We start from the raw sequence: 16,809 nt of genomic DNA, 5'->3' as shown, positions 1-16,809 counted from the left end.
TCAGCGCGGCCGGACCACGGCGACGGGGCTGTGCGCGCGGTGCAGCACGCCATGGCTCACCGAACCCAGCATCAGCCCGCGGAAACCTCCACGGCCACGGGCGCCGACGACGGTGAGGCAGGCACCCTGCGAGGCCCGCTCGATCGCATCGATGGGACGGGCGTGCTCGAGCCGCACGTCGACCGCCACGTCGGGGTACTTCTCCTGCCACCCGGCCATGGTCTCGGCGACGGTGATCCGCTGGCGCTGCTCGGCGGCGGTCCACTGCGGCGAGCCCACCGTCGTGACGACCACCCCGTCCACGAACTCGATCCACCACGCGTAGACCACGACGAGCGGGACGCCCCGCAGGGACGCCTGCTCGAAGGCGTACCCGAGCGCGTCGCGCGAGAGCGCCGACCCGTCGATGCCCACGACCACGGGGCCGCCCTCGGCCCCGGCCTCTGTGCCCCGGACGACGACCACCGGGCTGTGCGCGTGCATGGCGACCTGGAGCGACACGGAGCCCAGCGCCCCGCGCGCGGTGCTCTTGCCGCGCGCCCCGACGACGACGCACTCCGCGCCCTCCGACCGCACCACGAGGTCGTGGGCGGCTGCACCTGTGGAGGCCTCGGCCGTCACGTGCAGAGAGGGGCTGGCCGCTCGGACCCGGTCGCGCGCGGTCTCGACGAGGTCGTCGAGCGCCGGCGGGGCGTCGGCGGGGTTGAGCATGGCGGCGGCGACGAGGTAGTCGATGTTGGTGGCGTGCACCAGGTGCAGCGGGAGCCGGCGGCGGGCCGCCTCCTCGACAGCCCAGTCCAGGGCCGCGTCGCTGCCGGGCGAGCCGTCGACCCCGACGACCACGGAGCCCGGGTGAATGGTCATGGTCGTCACCGCAGCCCAGAGCCCGGAGCGGACTCGGTCAGTGCCAGGTGCCGGCCGAGCTCCTCGCCCCACGAGCGGGCCCGCGCCAGCTCGTCGTCGACCAGCGGCCCCGCCTTGCCGTGGACGTAGAAGCTGTGTGGCTGCTCGAACTCTGGGAAGCCCTTGTGCGCCAACCGTTTGCGAGCCTTCTTCGCCGCGGACCCCGGCAGGTGCGGCTTGTCGACGCGGGTGTCGAAGGTGGCGGTGGGCGTGCGGCCGTCGCCGGGCGCGAGGTCCTCGAGCCACTCGCGGATGCCGCGTCCCCTGGAGACCACCTGCCCCGGCGCCTCCCTCTCGGCGTCGGCCCGGGACTCCGGCCGGCTCATCCCGAAGGCGTGCGTCGGCCCTCCCACGACGAGGAGGCCGACGTCGGGCGGGATCGTGTCGGGGGCGTCGGCGACCTCGCGGACGGTGACGGGGCGCGACTCGCCAAGGCCCTCCGCGATCGCCTTGGCCACCGCCTGCGTGTTGCCGAGTACGGACTCGTAGACGACCAGGGCCCGTGTCATGGTGCACCTCCTGTGCAGCGGTCCCGTCTGCTCTCGTCCCCATGATGACCGGGGGAGCTGGGCGGGGCCGGTGCCGAAGGTCCCTACCCGGACCAGCCCCCGGCGAGCAGGTCCTCGAAGGGGACGGGGTCGCCGAACGGGTCGCGCGGACCGGGGTGCACCCGGGCCGCAGCGAGGGTGGCCAGCTCGGCGCCGGCGCGCCGGACCCGTGCGGTGAGGCCCTGCTCGGCCCCACCGGCGGCGCCCCAGTCCTCGGAGGCGGCGAAGACGGCCGTGCCCACGGCGACGGCGCCGAGGTGGGTGAACAGCGGCCGGAGGGCGAACTCGAGGACCAGGGAGTGGCGCGCGGTGCCACCGGTGGCCGCCAGCAGCACGGGGGTTCCGCGGAGCACGTCACGCTCCACCACGTCGAAGAAGGTCTTGAACAGGCCGCTGTAGGAGCCCTGGTAGACCGGGGTCACCGCCACGACCGCGTCGGCGGCGGCGAGCGTCGCCAAGGCTTCGCGGACCCCGCCGGTGGGGAACCCGGCGAGCAGCGTGTTGGTGAGGTCGTGCGCGAGCTCCCGGAGCTCGACGACCTCCACCTCGGCCTCGACGCCGCCCTCGAGGAGGGCGTCGACGGTGGCAGTGGCGAGGAGGTCGCCGAGCAGGCGGGTCGACGACGGCTGGCCCAGGCCGGCGCTGACGACGACGACACGGCGCGTCATCGGGCCACCTCCGGGGAGGAGCCCGTGACGTCCTCGACCGCGTGGACGGTCGCGTCCCGCCCCCCGCCGGCCGCGGCGACGCGCGAGGCGTGGGTCGGGGCGTCGGGCACGTGGGCCGGCCTGCGGGCGGCCGCGATGCGCCGCAGCTCGGGCACCACCTCACCGCCGAGCATCTCGAGCTGCTCCATCACCGTGGCCAGCGGAAGGCCCGCGTGGTCGATGAGGAACAGCTGGCGCTGGTAGTCGCCGACCTCGTCGGCCATCGCGGCATACCGCTCGATGACCTGCTGCGGGCTGCCGACGGTCAGCGGCGTCTCGCGGGAGAAGTCCTCCAGCGAGGGGCCGTGGCCGTAGACCGGTGCGACGTCGAAGTAGGGCCGGAACTCGCGCACCGCGTCCTGCGAGCGGGGGCGCATGAAGACCTGGCCGCCGAGGCCGACGATCGCCTGGTCGGCGCGGCCGTGGCCGTAGTGCTCGAAGCGGCGGCGGTACAGCTGCACCATCTGCTTCGTGTGGCTCATCGGCCAGAAGATGTTGTTGTGGAAGAACCCGTCGCCGTAGTAGGCGGCCTGCTCGGCGATCTCGGGGGAGCGGATCGAGCCGTGCCACACGAACGGAGGTATGCCGTCCAGCGGCCGGGGCGTGGAGGTGAAGCCCTGCAGGGGCGTCCGGTGCTTGCCGCTCCAGGTGACGGCCTCCTCGGTCCACAGGCGGCGCAGCAGGGCGTAGTTCTCGATGGCGAGCGGGATGCCGTCGCGGATGTCCTTGCCGAACCACGGGTAGACCGGGCCGGTGTTGCCGCGACCCATCATGAGGTCGACGCGGCCGTCGGCAAGGTGCTGCAGGTAGGCGTAGTCCTCCGCCAGGCGCACCGGGTCGTTGGTGGTGACCAGTGTCGTCGCGGTCGAGAGGACGACCCGCTCGGTCTGGGCGGCGACGTGGGCCAGCAGCACCGTCGGGTTCGCCGGGGCGGCGAACGGCGGGTTGTGGTGCTCGCCCGTGGCGAACACGTCGAGGCCGACCTCCTCCGCCTTCCTCGCGATGGCGACGGTCGCCTTGATGCGCTCGTGCTCGGTGGGGGTGCGGCCGGTGGTGGGGTCGGGCGTGACGTCGCCGACCGTGAAGATCCCGAACTGCATCACTCGCTCTTTCCGTGGTGTCGTCAAAAATTCAACTACCGTCGGAACAGCGTACCCGCCCGCGGCATTCCCAGGGGAGTGGCCGATGCCGGGGTCAGGGCCGCTGGGCCAGCCCGGAGCACGCGGCCGCCTGCTTCCAGACGCTCATGAGGCGCTGCCGGTCGGCCGGTCCGGGCTCACGGGGTATGCCGTCGGCGCCGACGAGCATGGGGGTCCAGCGTGCCTTCGTGACGGCGGGCGTCGACGACCCCTGCCCGCGAGCGCGCTCGGCGTCCACGGTGAGGGTGAGTACCCCGGTGCGGGAGTCCGGCTCCCGGCTGCGCCACCAGACGAAGTTGCCCAGCCCGTACGCGACGTAGGCCCGGCCGAGCCACCCGGCCCCGTTGACCCGGTGGGAGTGCCCGCCGACGACCACGTCGGCGCCGGCCGCCTCGAGCGCCTGCGCCGTCGTCGTCGAGAGCCCGTCCTGACACTGCTGGTAGTCGAGCCCCCAGTGCATGAAGACCACCACGAGGTCGTGGCTGCGTGACGCCTTCTCGACGGCGCGGCGCAGCGGCCCGAGGGGCGCCGCGCTCGCGATGCCGGGGGAGTCCTCGTCGGCCGACCAGCTGGCCAGGGTCATCTCGTAGACCTGCGAGGCGCCGAACAGGGCGACCTTCAGGCCCTTGGCCTCGAGGGTCGCCGGCGCGAAGGCCTCGTCGTCGTCGGCGCCGATGCCGACGACCGGGATGGGGCTGGTCCTGCGTGCGGCGAGGGTGTCGCGCAGGCCGACCGCCCCGTAGTCGGCGCCGTGGTTGTTGGCCATGCTGACCGCGTCGACCCCGGCGCCGGCCAGGGTGTCGAGCGCGGACGCGGGGGCCCGGAAGTGGAACTCCTTGCCGATCGGCGCCCCGCGCTCGGTGAGCGCGGTCTCGAGGTTGACCACCGCGAGGTCGGCCGCCCCCAGGGTGGTGCGCAGCTCGTCGAGGCCGTGGGGGTCGCGGGCGAGCGGGGCGAGGTACTCCTCGAAGTGCACGTCCCCGGCGAAGGCCAGGGTCAGGGTGTCGTCGTCCGCGCCGGTCGCCGTCGCCGTGGCGGACGGTGTGGCCGGCGTGGCGGAGGGCGTGGCCGCCGGGCCGGTCGCCGAGGCGGTGGCGGACGAGGTGGCGGACGGGGCCGGCGTCGTCCTGCCCGAGGGGGGCAGGTTGGCCGCATCGGCGCCACCGGCGCAGCCGGCCGCCAGCAGCGCCACGAGGGCCGCAGCAGTGGTCCCCAGTGCACGCATGGTCGCGCAGTCTAGGGGCGTCCCTATGATCTGCCCGTGTCCCACGCCCGCTTCGGCCCCGTCGTCGCGCGGGAGGTCGTCGAGGTGCGCCGCGACCTGGCCGGGGTCGAGAGCGGGTTCTGGGCCGTGGTGGCCGACTTCGAGGGGGCCGTCACCGCCGTCCGATTCGCCGACGTCGAGCGTGACGCGCCGCCGGCCCAGCCGGCCCCGTGGGCGCCGCTCGACCGGCAGTGGCACAGCAGCCTGGACCACGCGGCATACCTCGCCGGTGTCGAAGAGGTGCGCCGACGCATCGCGGCCGGCACCGTCTACCAGGTCAACCTCTGCCGCGTGCTCTCCCACCGCCTCGGCGAGGAGGCCGACCTCGACGGCCTGGCCGGCCTGCTGGCCGAGGGCAACCCCGCGCCGTACGCGGCCCGGGTGCACGTGCCCGAGGCAGGGCTCGACGTCGTCTCCGCCTCGCCGGAGGCCTTCCTGGTGCGCGACGGCGCCCGGCTGGAGTCGCGGCCGATCAAGGGCACCGCGCCGGTGCTCGACGCGATGCTCCCCAAGGACTACGCCGAGAACGTCATGATCGTCGACCTGGTGCGCAACGACCTGCAGCGGGTGTGCCGCCCGGGCAGCGTGCGGGTCGACCACCTGTGCGCCCCGGAGGAGCACCCCGGGCTGGTCCACCTGGTGTCGACCGTCTCGGGGGAGCTGGTCCCGAACACCACCTGGGCCGACGTCTTCGCGGCCACCTTCCCGCCGGGGTCGGTCTCCGGGGCGCCGAAGTCGAGCGCCCTCACCGCCATCGCCGACCTCGAGCGGGGACCCCGCGGTCCCTACTGCGGGGCGGTGGGCTGGATCGACGCCGACAACGGCCGTGCGGAACTCGCGGTGGGCATCCGGACGTTCTGGGCAGAGCACGACGAGCAGGGGGAGCGGTGGCTCCGGTTCGGCACCGGTGCCGGCATCACGTGGGGTTCTGACGCGCAGGGCGAGTGGGAGGAGACGGAGCTGAAAGCGGTTCGCCTCATCGGCTTGGCATCTGGGAGGGTTCAGGCATGAGCAGCAGTGCGGTGCCGCAGGTGCGGGTCTGGGTGAACGGGAACCTCGTCGGCCCGGACGAACCAGCCATCGCCGCGCTCGACCACGGCGTCACCGTGGGCGACGGCGCCTTCGAGACCTGCAAGGTCGACCGGGGCCAGGTCTTCGCCCCCACCCGCCACGCCGCCCGCCTCGACCGCACCCTGGCCGGGCTCGGCCTGCCTCCTGCCGACCACGGGTACATCGCCGAGGGCGTCAAGGCCGTGCTCAGCGCCGGCACGCCCCTCGACTTCGGGCGGCTGCGGTACTCCGTGACCGGCGGGGCCGGGCCGCTGGGGTCCGACCGCGACACCTCGCCGCTGACCTACATCGTCACCGCCGGCCCTCAGCCGCGGCCCCCGGCCAGCGCCGGGGTGGCCGTGGTGCCGTGGGTGCGCAACGAGCGCAGCCCCGTGGCCGGTCTCAAGACGACCTCCTACGCCGAGAACGTCGTCGCCCTGGCACACGCCAAGGAGCGCGGCGCGATCGAGGCGTTGTTCTCCAACACCCGCGGCGAGCTCTGCGAGGGCACCGGCAGCAACGTCTTCGTCGTGCGGGACGGCGTGGTCTGGACCCCGCCGCTGGACTCGGGCTGCCTGGCCGGGGTGACCCGCGCCCTGACGGTGGAGTGGTGCCGCGCCGACGGCCTCGAGGTCCGCGAGGAGGCCATGCCGCTGTCGGTGCTCGAGGACTGCGACGAGGTCTTCATCACGAGCTCCACCAAGGACGTCCTGGCCGTCGACCGCGTGGTCGGGCTGACGTCCGAGCGGGCCCTCGAGCCCGGACCGGTCACGGTGCGGGCCCGCAAGGTGTTCGCGCGCGAGTCCTCCCGGAGGCTGGACCCGTGAGCCGGCAGGAGACGCCGGTGGAGGGCGGCCGACAGGACCGCGACTGGGAGTGGCGCCGCCGCATCCGGTCCAACCCGCACTCGCACCGGATCTACCGGACCGTCATCGGCGTCGTGGGCACCCTCGTCACCGTGGGCGGACTCGTCATGGTCCCTTTCCCGGGCCCTGGCTGGCTCGTGGTCTTCATCGGCATCGGCATCCTGGCCTCGGAGTTCGACTGGGCCAAGCGGCTGCTCGCGTTCGGCAGGGCGAAGCTGCAGGCCTGGAACGACTGGATGCGACCAAAACCGCTCTGGTTCAAGGGCCTGGCCGCGATCCTCACCGCGGTGCTGGTCGGCGTGATCTTCTACCTGCTCTTCCTCGTGGCGGGTGTGCCGTCGATGCTTCCTGACGTCATCCAGATGCCGCTCCAGCAGCTGCCGGGGCTCTGAGCACCCCCGGATTTCGCCTGCGGGACCCCCTCCCGCTATCCTTCACGAGCCCGCGAGGGCACTGGACGTGTAGCTCAGTTGGTTAGAGCGTTCGCTTCACACGCGAGAGGCCAGGGGTTCGAGTCCCTTCACGTCCACCAGCAGTGAACGGGGGCGACGGTGGCGGTGCGGGTCTACCGTGAGGTCATGACCGGAGCACTCGTCGCGTCGATCCACATCTACCCGGTCAAGGGCGAGGCCGGGCAGGAGCTCTCGGTCGCCGATGTCGAGACCGAGGGCCTCGCCGGGGACCGGCGCAAGCGCGCGCCCGTGCAGCTCGTGGCGGCCGAGGATGCCGACGAGGACACCCGGGCCAACTTCATCGTCACCATGACGGGGGAGGCGCTGCAGCAGGCGGTGGGCTCGACCCTGCGCCTCGGCGTCGTCGAGCTCGAGGTGGACGCCGTCCCGGGCGGGTGCCCGGGTGTCTACGCCCGCGTGCGGACGCCGGGCAAGGTCAGCGTCGGGGACCCAGTCGAGGTAATCGGGTGACGCAGGATGCCGCCCCGGCCTAGCCTGCGAGTGTGCCTGACCGCCTGACGTCAGAGCCGGGGGGAGCCGTCACCAGCAGATCGGGAGCCCCCCAGCAGCACGCTGCCGCGGTGCAGCGGCTGGTCGCCAGCTACCGCTCGATCCCGCCGTCCGCCCCCGTGCGGCTGGCCAAGAGGACCTCGAACCTATTCCGCGCCCGAGCCCGCACGGGCGCCCCCGGTCTCGACGTCAGTGGACTCGCGGACGTCATCAGCATCGACACCGAGGCGCGCACGGCCGACGTCGCCGGGATGTGCACCTACGAGGACCTCGTCGCCGCAACCCTTCCCCACGGGCTCGTCCCCCTCGTGGTGCCCCAGCTGAGGACGATCACGCTGGGAGGCGCGGTCACCGGCCTGGGCATCGAGTCGACCTCGTTCCGCAGCGGACTGCCGCACGAGTCCGTGCTGGAGATGGACATCCTCACCGGCGCCGGCGAGGTGGTCACCGCCGGGCCGGGCGGCGAGCACGACGACCTCTGGCGCGGTTTCCCGAACTCCTACGGAACGCTCGGGTACGCGACCCGGCTGCGGATCGAGCTCGAGCCGGTGCTGCGTTTCGTGGCCCTGCGCCACCTGCGGTTCCACACCATCGAGGCCCTCGTCGAGGTGCTCGAGCGCGTGGTCCGCGAGCGCACCCACGAGGGTGAGGACGTCGACTACCTCGACGGCGTGGTCTTCAGCGCCACCGAGGCCTACCTCACGCTGGGCCGGCGCACCGACGAGCCGGGCCCGGTCAGCGACTACACGGGGCAGCACATCTACTACCGCTCGCTCCAGCACGACGCGCCCGAGCCGAGGCGCGACCGGCTGACCACCCACGACTACCTGTGGCGCTGGGACACCGACTGGTTCTGGTGCAGCCGTGCGTTCGGGGCGCAGAACCCTGCCCTGCGCAGGCTGTGGCCGCGGCGCTGGCGACGCAGCAGCGTCTACTGGAAGCTCGTCTCGCTCGACCAGCGCTGGTCCCTCGTCGACCGGCTGGACGCGCGGCGCGGACGACCCCCGCACGAGCGGGTCGTGCAGGACGTCGAGGTGCCGGTGGGGGAGTGCGCGGCCTTCCTGCACTGGTTCCTCCGGGAGGTCCCGATCGGGCCGATCTGGCTATGCCCGCTGCGCGTCCGCGAGGACGGGCCCGCCAGGCCGGCGCCCGGGTCCCGCCCCTGGCCGCTGTACCCGCTGCGGACCGGCGAGACCTACGTCAACCTCGGCTTCTGGTCGACCGTGCCGGCCACTCCCGGTCAGCCCGGGGCGGTCAACCGTCTCATCGAGCGCGAGGTCACGGCCCGGCACGGCCACAAGTCGCTGTACTCCGACGCCTACTACGACCCCGCCGAGTTCGACCGGCTCTACGGCGGCGACGCCTACCGCTCGCTCAAGGAGCGGTACGACCCCGACAGCAGGCTCCTGGACCTCTACTCCAAGGCGGTGAGACGCAGATGACCGTGCTCAAGCAGACCCCACAGCCCCATCAGCAGCCGAGGACGGCAGACACCCGGATGACCATGGCCGAGGTGATCGAGGCGGTCGTCGACGGTCCGCTGCCCCTGCGCTTCACCGCGTTCGACGGCTCCTCCGCGGGGCCGGCCGACTCGGACATCGGGCTCCACCTGCGCACGCCCCGCGGGGCAGCGTACGTCGCCACGGCGCCGGGGGACCTCGGGCTCGCCCGGGCCTACGTCTCGGGTGACCTCGACATCGAGGGCGCGCACCCCGGCGACCCCTACCCGGTGCTGGCGGCGCTCGGCAGCCTGCGCTTCCACCTGCCGGCCCCCCGCATCCTCGGCACCATCGCCCGCAGCCTGGGCTCCGGGCTGCTGCACCCGCCGCCCCCGCCGCCACAGGAGGCCCTACCGCGCTGGCGCCGGGTCGCGGAGGGCCTGCTTCACTCGAGGTCGCGCGACGCCGAGGCGATCCACCACCACTACGACGTCTCGAACGCCTTCTACGAGAAGGTCCTCGGCCCGTCGATGACCTACACGTGCGCCTGCTACCCGCACGAGGGAGCCACGCTCGAGGAGGCCCAGGAGAACAAGTACCGCCTCGTGTTCGAGAAGCTGCGCCTCAAGGAGGGCGACCGCCTGCTCGACATCGGTTGCGGCTGGGGCGGGATGGTGCGGTATGCCGCGCGGCGCGGGGTGCGCGTCATCGGCGCCACCCTCTCGCGCGAGCAGGCCTCGTGGGCGCAGCGCGCCATCGCCGCCGAGGGTCTCGCCGACCTCGCCGAGGTGCGTCACAGCGACTACCGCGACCTGACGGAGGGCGGCTTCGACGCCGTCTCGTCGATCGGGCTGACCGAGCACATCGGCGTGCGGAACTACCCGACGTACTTCCGCAGCATCAGGGACCGTCTGCGCGATGGTGGGTTGCTGCTGAACCACTGCATCACCCGGCCCGTGAACCGGCGCACCTCCACCGGCGCGTTCATCGACCGCTACGTGTTCCCCGACGGGGAGCTGACCGGGTCCGGGACGATCATCGCCGCCATGCAGGACGTCGGCCTCGAGGTCCGCCACGAGGAGAACCTGCGCGAGCACTACGCGCTGACCCTGGCCGGCTGGTGCCGCAACCTCGCCGACGAGTGGGAGGACTGCGTCGCCGAGGTCGGTGAGGCCACGGCACGGGTGTGGGGCCTGTACATGGCCGGCTCGCGCTACAGCTTCGAGACCAACGGCGTCCAGCTGCACCAGGTGCTGGCCGTCAAGCCCGACCCGCGTGGTGGGTCCGCGCTGCCGCTTCGGCCGTGGTGGGATGGCTGAATGGAGCAGCGACTGAGCCTCGTCACCCTCGGCGTGGCCGACCTCGACCGGTCCCGGGCCTTCTACGAGGCCCTCGGCTGGAAGCGGGGCGACGACAACGACGACGTGGTGTTCTTCCAGACCGGCGGCATGATCATCGGCCTGTGGGACCGCGCGGCGCTCGCCGACGACAGCGCCGTGGAGGACTCCGGCGGCTGGGGCGGCGTCACGCTGGCGCTCAACGTGCGCTCGCCGGAGGAGGTCGACGACGTGCTCGAGGAGGCCCGGGCGGCTGGCGCCGTGGTCGGGCGCCCGCCGGCCGAGACGTTCTGGGGTGGCTACTCCGGCGTCTTCATCGACCCCGACGGCCACCCGTGGGAGGTCGCCCACAACCCGTTCTGGACGGTGACCGGCGACGGCCGGACGGTCCTGCGCGAGAGGTAGCCGCTCAGGGCTGCTGCAGCAGCTCGGTGCCCAGCCACTCCACCGGGATCCCGAAGGCGTCGACGAGGTCCTGCGCGTGCGGCCGCAGCTCGGCGCAGAGGGCGTTGACCGCGCCGGTCACCTGCTTGCTCCGCGCCGGGGTGATCCGGGTGTGCTCGAGGAACCACCCCTTGTCCGCCTCGATGGTGGACAGGGCGTAGAGGTCGCAGACGCGGTCGAGCACCGCCCGGGCCGTGGTGTCCTCACAGGCCGCGACCCCTGCCACGAACGCCTCGAGCACGACCTTGTCGACGTGCGCCCGGGCGGCGGCGAGCAGGTGGTCCTGCGTGTCGTTGAACACCTCGAACGCGTCCGCCCCCGGTGCGGTGGCCCTGCGCAGCCGCATCGCGAGGGTCTCGAGCAGGTGCTGCTCACGGTCCTCGAACAGCGCGCACTGCCAGCCGCGGTCGAGCACCGCGTCCTCGGCGTCCCGTCCCGGCGCCGCGGCGATGAGCCGCTCGACCAGGCCCCGGGCGGCGGTGCGCTCGATCACCGCGCCGGCCACCTGCCGGGCGCCGAACCGCACCATCTGGAGGGTGTCCATGTCGCCGAAGGTGTCGCGGTAGTCGGTCAGCAGGCCCTTGGCCACCAGCTGGAGGAGGACCGTGTTGTCGCCCTCGAAGGTGGTGAAGACGTCGGTGTCGGCCTTGAGGGCCGGCAGCCGGTTCACGGACAGGTACCCGGCGCCACCGCAGGCCTCGCGGCAGGTCTGGATGCTCGCGGTGGCGTGGGCGGTCGCCACCGCCTTGATGCCCGCCGCGCGCGCCTCGAGCTCGCGCTGCGCGCGCGGGTCGGCCGCGTCGCCGGCGGCCTGCACGTCGTGCATCCGCGAGACCAGCTCGTTCTGGGCGAACATCAGGGCGTAGGAGGTCGCGAGCGCGGGGAGCAGCTTGCGCTGGTGGGCACGGTAGTCGAGCAGCAGGACCTCCTCGTCGCTGCCGGGCGGGGCGAACTGGCGCCGCTGCCCGGCATACGTGACGGCCAGCGTCAGGGCCGTGCGGGTGGCCGCGCCGGCGCCGCCGGCCACGCTGATCCGCCCCCGCACCAGCGTGCCGAGCATGGTGAAGAAGCGCCGCGTGGCGTTGTCGATGGGGGAGCTGTAGACGCCGTGCTCGTCGATGTCCCCGTACCGGTTCAGCAGGTTGGTGCGCGGCACCCGCACGTGCTCGAAGGTGAGCCGGCCGTTGTCGACGCCGGCCAGCCCTGCCTTGCCACCGCAGTCGCCGATGGTCACGCCGGGCATCGGGTGGCCGTCCTCGTCGCGGATGGGGACCAGCACGCAGTGCACGCCGTGCGACTGCCCGCCGGTGACCAGCTGGGCGAAGACGGCCGCCATCCGCCCGTCGCGGGCCGCGCCGCCGATGTAGTCCTTGCGGGCCGCCGGTGTGGGCGTGTGCACGACGAGCTCGTCGGTCTCCGGGTCGTAGGTCGCCGTGGTGCCGAGGGACTGCACGTCCGAGCCGTGCCCGGTCTCGGTCATCGCGAAGCAGCCGGGCAGCTCGGCGCTCAGGATGGCCGGCAGGTAGGCCGCGTGGTGCCGCCGGGTGCCGAGGTTCGCCACCGCGCCGCCGAACAGCCCCCAGTGCACACCGGCCTTCACCAGGAGCGACAGGTCGGCGTGGCCGAGCATCTCGAACGCGGTGACCGATGCCCCGAAGTCACCCTGGCCGCCCAGGTCCTTGGAGAGCCCGCGGGCCGGGTGGCCGGTCCTGGCCAGGTGCTGGAGCTGCTCGGCGACCCGGGCGCGGTGCTCCTCGCGGGTCAGCTCACCCCTCGGCGGTGCGAACCGCGCGGGCTCGAGCTCGGAGCGGGCCTCGTCGCGGATGTGGGCCCACCGGCCGTCGATGGCCTTGCGCAGGGCGGTGCTGAGGGTGCTCATCGGGGCTCCTCGAGGGACGGGGTGGACGGCCAGGCGGACGAGAGCCCGCCCCAGGCCAGGTCGGTGAGGTGCTCGGCGAGCTCCTCGCGCGGCATCGGGTCGGCCGTGGTGAGCCACTGGTCGGCCGCGGCCCGCACCATGCCCACGAGCCCGGGCCCCCACACCACGGCGGCGGCGGTGTCGCGCCCCGCCGCCTCGAGGGCCGAGGCGAGCACCGCCGACATCTGCTCGGCGATGTGCGAGGTCACCTGGCCGGCCGGGTCGCCGCCCGCCGGACGGTCCAGCAGGGGCGCGCCCACGACGAAGCGGTAGACCTCCGGGTCGCGCTCGACGAGCCGCAGGTAGGAGTCGATGGCCGCGGCGATGAGCCGGCGGGGGGAGCCGCCGGCGGCGCCGAGGTCCGCCGAGCCCAGCGCGGTGGTGACGTCGCGCAGGATGAGGGCGTCGACGCGGGCCGCCACGGCGGCATACAGCCCGCTGCGGTCGGTGAAGTGGCGGTAGAAGACGGTCTTGCTCGTGGCCGCCGCTGCGGCGATGTCGTCCATGCCGACCGCCGCGCCGTGCTGGCGGATGGCGCGCAGCGTCGCGTCGACGAGCTCCTCGCGGCGTCGCTGCCGGTGCTCGTCCCACCGGGTGCTGCGCCCGTCAGTGGTGGTGCTCACGATCGGCGACGGTAGCAGGTACGAGCGGTACCTGCTACCGTCCGTACCCGGTAATTCCGCCCCCCCGGCACTCCCGAACCGCTCGAAGGAGCCCTCGTGGCCACGACCCGCACCCCCCGCCGCGCCGCCGTCATCGGTGGCAACCGCATCCCGTTCGCCCGCGCCAACGGCACCTACGCCCACGCCTCCAACCAGGACATGCTCACGGCCGCCCTCGAAGGGCTCGTGGCCCGTCACGGCCTGGCGGGGGAGCGGCTCGGCGAGGTCGCGGCGGGAGCGGTGCTCAAGCACAGCCGCGACTTCAACCTCACCCGGGAGTCGGTGCTCGGCTCGAGCCTGTCGGCGCACACCCCCGCCTACGACGTGCAGCAAGCCTGCGGCACCGGGCTCGAGGCGACCATCCTCGTGGCCAACAAGATCGCCCTCGGGCAGGTCGAGTCCGGCATCGCCGGCGGCACCGACACCGCCTCCGACGCCCCCATCGCCGTCAGCGAGGGGCTGCGCGAGACGCTGCTGCGCCTCAACCGGGCCAGGACGACCGGGCAGAAGGTGAAGGCCCTGACCGGCCTGCGGCCGGGACACGTGGTGCCGGAGATCCCGCGCAACGTCGAGCCGCGCACCGGCCTCTCGATGGGCGACCACATGGCCCAGACGGCCAAGCGGTGGGGCATCACTCGCGAGGCGCAGGACGAGCTCGCCGCCGCCAGCCACCGCAACCTCGCCGCCGCCTGGGAGCGCGGGTTCTTCGACGACCTGGTCACGCCGTTCCTGGGCGTGACCCGCGACGAGAACCTGCGTCCCGACTCCTCGGTCGAGAAGCTGGCCACCCTCAAGCCGGTGTTCGGCAAGGGCGAGGGCGCCACCATGACGGCGGGCAACAGCACCCCCCTCACCGACGGCGCCTCCGCCGTGCTCCTCGGAACGGACGAGTGGGCCGCCGAGCGCGGGCTGCCGGTGCTGGCGCACCTCGTCGACGCCGAGACGGCGGCGGTCGACTACGTCACCGGCGACGAGGGCCTGCTCATGGCCCCCGCCTACGCGCTGCCCCGCCTGCTCGAGCGGCAGGGCATGACCCTGCAGGACTTCGACCTCGTCGAGATCCACGAGGCCTTCGCCTCCACCGTGCTGGCGACGCTGGCCGCGTGGGAGGACGAGGAGTTCTGCCGTGACCGCCTCGGCCTCGCCAAGCCCGTCGGCTCCCTCGACCGCAGCCGGCTCAACGTGCACGGCTCGTCGCTGGCCGCCGGCCACCCGTTCGCCGCGACCGGCGGCCGCATCGTCGCCTCGCTGGCGAAGATGCTGCACGAGAAGGGGTCCGGCGCCCGGGGGCTGGTCTCGATCTGCGCCGCTGGTGGCCAGGGCGTCATGGCGATCCTCGAGGCGGCCTGACATGGCCGGCTACGCCTCCTTCGTGAACACCGGGGTCGGGCAGAAGCTCGCGGCCCAGCTCGGGCTGCCCCGGCCGGTGCGGCTGCGCCGGTATGCCGCGGACGCACCGCTCGTCGACGGCCCCGTGCTCGTGGGCGGCCATGGCGACGCCCCGCTCGCCGGCCGGGTCCGCGCCCTGCTGGAGCAGGAGTCGGGCACGGCCGTCGAGTCGCTCACGCAGGGCCAGCGCGTGGCGGCCGTCGTCGCCGACCTGAGCGCCGTGGAGTCCCCGGAGGACCTCGAGACGCTGCGGTCGCTCGTCGGCCCCGCCCTGCGCTCGCTCGCCCCCAGTGGTCGTGTCGTGGTGTTGGGGCGTCCTCCTCGGGAGGCGGCCACCGTGGCCCAGGCGGCCGCTCGCCGGGCCCTGGAGGGCATCACGCGCAGCATCGGCAAGGAGCTGCGGGCCGGGGCGACCGCCAACCTCGTGCTGGTCGCCGACGGCGCCGACAGCGGCGTGGACAGCACGTTGCGCTTCCTGCTGTCGGGCCGCTCGGCCTACGTCGACGCCCAGGTCGTCGAGGTGACCGGTGGTGACGCCCCGGCTCCCACCGACTGGCGGCGGCCGCTCGACGGCAAGGTTGCGGTCGTCACCGGGGCCGCGCGCGGCATCGGCGCCGCGATCGCCGACGTGCTCTCGCGCGACGGGGCGACCGTGGTGTGCGTCGACGTGCCGGCTGCCGGGGAGTCGCTGGCCGGCACCGCCAACCGCGTCGGCGGCACCGCGCTGCAGCTCGACGTCACCGCCGCAGACGCGGGCGAGCGCATCCTCGAGCACGCGAAGGCCCGCCACGGCGGCCTCGACATCGTGGTGCACAACGCGGGCATCACCCGCGACAAGCTGCTGGTCAACACCGACGAGCAGCGTTGGGCCTCGGTGCTCGACGTGAACCTGCTGTCGATCCTGCGGATGAACGAGGTCCTGCTCGGCGACGACGGCCTGCGCGAGGGCGGTCACCTGGTGCTCGTCTCGTCGATCGCCGGCATCGCAGGGAACCGGGGCCAGTCGAACTACGCGGCCTCCAAGGCCGGCGTCATCGGCCTGGTGCAGGCGCTGGGCGGCGACCCGGGCCTGCGCGCGCGGGGCATCACCGTCAACGCCGTCGCGCCCGGCTTCATCGAGACGGAGATGACCGGGCGCATCCCGTTCGCCACCCGCGAGGCGGGCCGGCTGATGAACTCCCTGTCGCAGGGCGGCCTGCCGGTCGACGTGGCCGAGACCATCGCCTGGCTCTCGCAGGACGCCAGCGCCGGCATCACCGGCAACGTCGTGAGGGTCTGCGGCCAGAGCCTGCTGGGGGCCTGACGTGGCGACCACCGACGTCGAGGACCTCGAGTCCGTCCCGGCCCTCCCGCGCCTCTACGCCACCGCGGCGCTCACGGCCCGGGGGCGCGGCGGCGACCTGCCCACACGCGCGATCCGGCTCCGGTCGGCGGCTGTCGACCGCGACCGCCTGCTGCGCTACCAGCGGCTGTGCGGCTTCCCGGTCGGCGACGCCCTGCCGCACACCTACCCGCACCTGCTCGGCTTCCCGCTGCAGATGGAGCTCATGGCCCGTCGCGACTTCCCGCTCGCCCTGCCGGGGATGGTGCACCTCGAGAACGTCGTCACCGTCCACCGCCGGCTCACGGCCTCGGACGCGTTCGACGTCACCGTGCGGGCCGAGCACCTCAGGGAGCACCCCAAGGGCCTGCTCGTCGACCTCGTGACCGAGGTGGACGTGGCCGGGGAGCGGGTCTGGGACGGGCGGAGCACCTACCTGCGGCGGGGTCGTTCCCACGAGGCCGCGGCGACCCCTGTCCCGGCGCCCGAGCCACCCGCTGGCGACCCGGTCGCGGTGTGGCGGCTTGCCGGTGACCTCGGCCGCCGGTATGCCGCCGTCAGCGGCGACGTGAACCCCATCCACCTGCACCCCCTCACCGCCCGGGCGATGGGCTTCCCCCGGGCGATCGCCCACGGCATGTGGACCTGTGCGCGCGCCCTGGCGGCCCTCGGGCCGGCCACCGCGGAGCCGTCGACCTCGCACGTGTGGTTCCGCAGGCCCGTGCTCCTGCCGAGCACGGTCGCGCTCGCGGTCGACCGCAGGGGCGGCCAGGTGGTGGCCGGGCTGAGGTCGGTCCCCGGCGGGGTCGACCACCTCGTGATGGCCTGGGCGCCGCAGGAGTAGACCGGACTCCGGTACG

Annotated in this window: 17 protein-coding genes and 1 tRNA gene; 11 read left to right on the top strand and 7 right to left on the bottom strand. The window is 73.6% G+C overall.

The features are described 5' to 3' along the window. The 5 genes from P0Y31_RS07200 to P0Y31_RS07180 all read right to left on the bottom strand — a co-directional run bounded on the left by P0Y31_RS07200 (position 1) and on the right by P0Y31_RS07180 (position 4,522). Entirely contained in the window at positions 1-864 is an 864-nt protein-coding gene (locus P0Y31_RS07200; RefSeq protein WP_275867809.1) for a universal stress protein, read from the bottom strand. Between the two features lie 5 nt (positions 865-869). Then, positions 870-1,412 carry a flavodoxin domain-containing protein gene (locus P0Y31_RS07195; RefSeq protein WP_275867807.1) on the bottom strand — a complete coding sequence of 181 codons (543 nt, stop codon included), beginning with the start codon at positions 1,410-1,412 and terminating at the stop codon, positions 870-872. Positions 1,413-1,495: 83 nt separating this feature from the next. Continuing rightward, a complete protein-coding gene (locus tag P0Y31_RS07190; RefSeq protein ID WP_275867805.1) occupies positions 1,496-2,119 on the bottom strand; it encodes a CE1759 family FMN reductase in 624 nt (207 codons plus the stop codon). Beyond that, positions 2,116-3,258, bottom strand: coding sequence for an LLM class flavin-dependent oxidoreductase (locus P0Y31_RS07185; RefSeq protein ID WP_275867803.1), 1,143 nt, complete (start codon positions 3,256-3,258; stop codon positions 2,116-2,118). Before P0Y31_RS07185 ends, P0Y31_RS07190 begins: the two co-directional genes overlap by 4 nt. A gap of 94 nt (positions 3,259-3,352) precedes the next feature. Then, the gene (locus P0Y31_RS07180) at positions 3,353-4,522 is read right to left on the bottom strand and encodes a CapA family protein (RefSeq protein ID WP_275867802.1); all 1,170 of its coding nucleotides are present in this window, start codon (positions 4,520-4,522) and stop codon (positions 3,353-3,355) included. Positions 4,523-4,558: 36 nt separating this feature from the next. Here P0Y31_RS07180 and P0Y31_RS07175 point away from each other — a divergent pair, with 36 nt between their 5' ends. The 8 genes from P0Y31_RS07175 (at position 4,559) to P0Y31_RS07140 (ending at position 10,620) form a co-directional block, all read left to right on the top strand. Then, positions 4,559-5,572: a chorismate-binding protein gene (locus P0Y31_RS07175; RefSeq protein WP_275867800.1), complete on the top strand. Its 1,014-nt coding sequence runs from the start codon at positions 4,559-4,561 to the stop codon at positions 5,570-5,572. Then, positions 5,569-6,438 carry an aminotransferase class IV gene (locus P0Y31_RS07170; protein ID WP_275867798.1) on the top strand — a complete coding sequence of 290 codons (870 nt, stop codon included), beginning with the start codon at positions 5,569-5,571 and terminating at the stop codon, positions 6,436-6,438. Before P0Y31_RS07175 ends, P0Y31_RS07170 begins: the two co-directional genes overlap by 4 nt. After that, positions 6,435-6,869 carry a TIGR02611 family protein gene (locus P0Y31_RS07165; RefSeq protein ID WP_275867795.1) on the top strand — a complete coding sequence of 145 codons (435 nt, stop codon included), beginning with the start codon at positions 6,435-6,437 and terminating at the stop codon, positions 6,867-6,869. The genes P0Y31_RS07170 and P0Y31_RS07165 overlap by 4 nt, the downstream gene beginning before the upstream one ends. Positions 6,870-6,932: 63 nt before the next feature. Continuing rightward, positions 6,933-7,009, top strand: a tRNA-Val gene (locus tag P0Y31_RS07160). Between the two features lie 46 nt (positions 7,010-7,055). After that, on the top strand, positions 7,056-7,400 hold the full coding sequence (locus P0Y31_RS07155; RefSeq protein ID WP_275867793.1) for an MOSC N-terminal beta barrel domain-containing protein: 345 nt from the start codon (positions 7,056-7,058) through the stop codon (positions 7,398-7,400). A gap of 110 nt (positions 7,401-7,510) precedes the next feature. Next, complete coding sequence (locus P0Y31_RS07150; RefSeq protein WP_275867791.1) at positions 7,511-8,881, top strand: FAD-binding oxidoreductase; 1,371 nt, start codon at positions 7,511-7,513, stop codon at positions 8,879-8,881. Then, positions 8,878-10,197, top strand: coding sequence for a cyclopropane-fatty-acyl-phospholipid synthase family protein (locus P0Y31_RS07145; protein ID WP_275867788.1), 1,320 nt, complete (start codon positions 8,878-8,880; stop codon positions 10,195-10,197). The genes P0Y31_RS07150 and P0Y31_RS07145 overlap by 4 nt, the downstream gene beginning before the upstream one ends. Next, a complete protein-coding gene (locus P0Y31_RS07140; RefSeq protein ID WP_275867786.1) occupies positions 10,198-10,620 on the top strand; it encodes a VOC family protein in 423 nt (140 codons plus the stop codon). A 4-nt stretch (positions 10,621-10,624) separates the two neighbouring features. Here the strand turns inward: P0Y31_RS07140 and P0Y31_RS07135 are convergent, their stop codons facing one another. Together P0Y31_RS07135 and P0Y31_RS07130 are read right to left on the bottom strand one after the other, a co-directional pair. Next, complete coding sequence (locus P0Y31_RS07135) at positions 10,625-12,538, bottom strand: acyl-CoA dehydrogenase (RefSeq protein WP_275867784.1); 1,914 nt, start codon at positions 12,536-12,538, stop codon at positions 10,625-10,627. Next, complete coding sequence (locus tag P0Y31_RS07130; RefSeq protein WP_275867782.1) at positions 12,535-13,200, bottom strand: TetR/AcrR family transcriptional regulator; 666 nt, start codon at positions 13,198-13,200, stop codon at positions 12,535-12,537. The genes P0Y31_RS07135 and P0Y31_RS07130 overlap by 4 nt, the downstream gene beginning before the upstream one ends. A 96-nt stretch (positions 13,201-13,296) precedes the next feature. Here P0Y31_RS07130 and P0Y31_RS07125 point away from each other — a divergent pair, with 96 nt between their 5' ends. From P0Y31_RS07125 to P0Y31_RS07115, 3 genes are read left to right on the top strand one after another with little or no spacing between them, the layout of a single operon-like run. Beyond that, a complete protein-coding gene (locus tag P0Y31_RS07125; RefSeq protein WP_275867780.1) occupies positions 13,297-14,589 on the top strand; it encodes an acetyl-CoA C-acetyltransferase in 1,293 nt (430 codons plus the stop codon). Between the two features lies 1 nt (position 14,590). After that, positions 14,591-15,931, top strand: a complete 1,341-nt coding sequence (locus P0Y31_RS07120; RefSeq protein WP_275867778.1) for a 3-oxoacyl-ACP reductase — start codon at positions 14,591-14,593, stop codon at positions 15,929-15,931. Between the two features lies 1 nt (position 15,932). Continuing rightward, a complete protein-coding gene (locus tag P0Y31_RS07115; protein ID WP_275867776.1) occupies positions 15,933-16,793 on the top strand; it encodes a MaoC/PaaZ C-terminal domain-containing protein in 861 nt (286 codons plus the stop codon). Positions 16,794-16,809: the final 16 nt, after the last annotated feature.

The organism is Knoellia sp. 3-2P3, from assembly GCF_029223115.1.
Lineage (GTDB): Bacteria > Actinomycetota > Actinomycetes > Actinomycetales > Dermatophilaceae > Pedococcus_A.
This window is presented reverse-complemented; position numbering and strand designations above follow the sequence as displayed.